The following is a 639-nucleotide window of genomic DNA, read 5'->3' on the forward strand; positions in this document are numbered from 1 at the left end:
CTGCGACCGCTGATGCAGTGTTGTCGCGACGAGCAGACCGCTGCGTGCCAGCCGAGTTCCGTCGGTGAACACGATTGCCACCAATTCGCCATTGCTTGACGCGAGTTCGGCGACGGGTCGCTCGTCGACCACGACGCGTGCAGCGGCCAACCGGGATCGGTCGTCACCATCGAGCTCGGCAGGCCCTCCAGTCAGGAGCACAACGTCGTCGCTCCATCCCCTCAGCAACAACGACGATTGCACTGCCCGCTCACCGTTCGCCAATACCGCCAACGGTTGATCGCGAACCTCCCAGCCGTGGCAGAACGGGCAGTGGAACACCGACCGCCCCCACAACTGCGCGAGCCCGGGCAGCGCAGGCGGCCGGTACTCCATACCAGCGGCCAGCAGCACCCGACGCGTGCGTTCACGCCGACCGTCGGACAGTTCCAGTTCGAACATATCTCCGGCACGCTCACCCGCCACCACCTCACCGGTCCGCACTTCGACGGACGGATAGGCGGCAATCTCACGCCGCCCGGCCTCGTACAGCTCGCCCGGCGGGCGGCCGTCGTGACCCAACAACCCACCGATGCCGTGGGCGGCCAGGTTGCTCTGCTGACCCGCGTCGACCAGCAGCGTTCGCCGCCGCGCCCGGCC

At 68.1% G+C, this 639-nt stretch carries 1 protein-coding gene; it reads right to left on the bottom strand.

Annotated elements, in window-relative coordinates; translation table 11 throughout:
* Nucleotides 1-639 (bottom strand): NAD(P)/FAD-dependent oxidoreductase (locus tag A5782_RS26575; protein ID WP_067104332.1); only part of this gene is annotated, 639 nt, incomplete at both ends.

Origin of the sequence: Mycobacterium sp. 852002-40037_SCH5390672 (assembly GCF_001665875.1) — a bacterium.
GTDB lineage: Bacteria > Actinomycetota > Actinomycetes > Mycobacteriales > Mycobacteriaceae > Mycobacterium.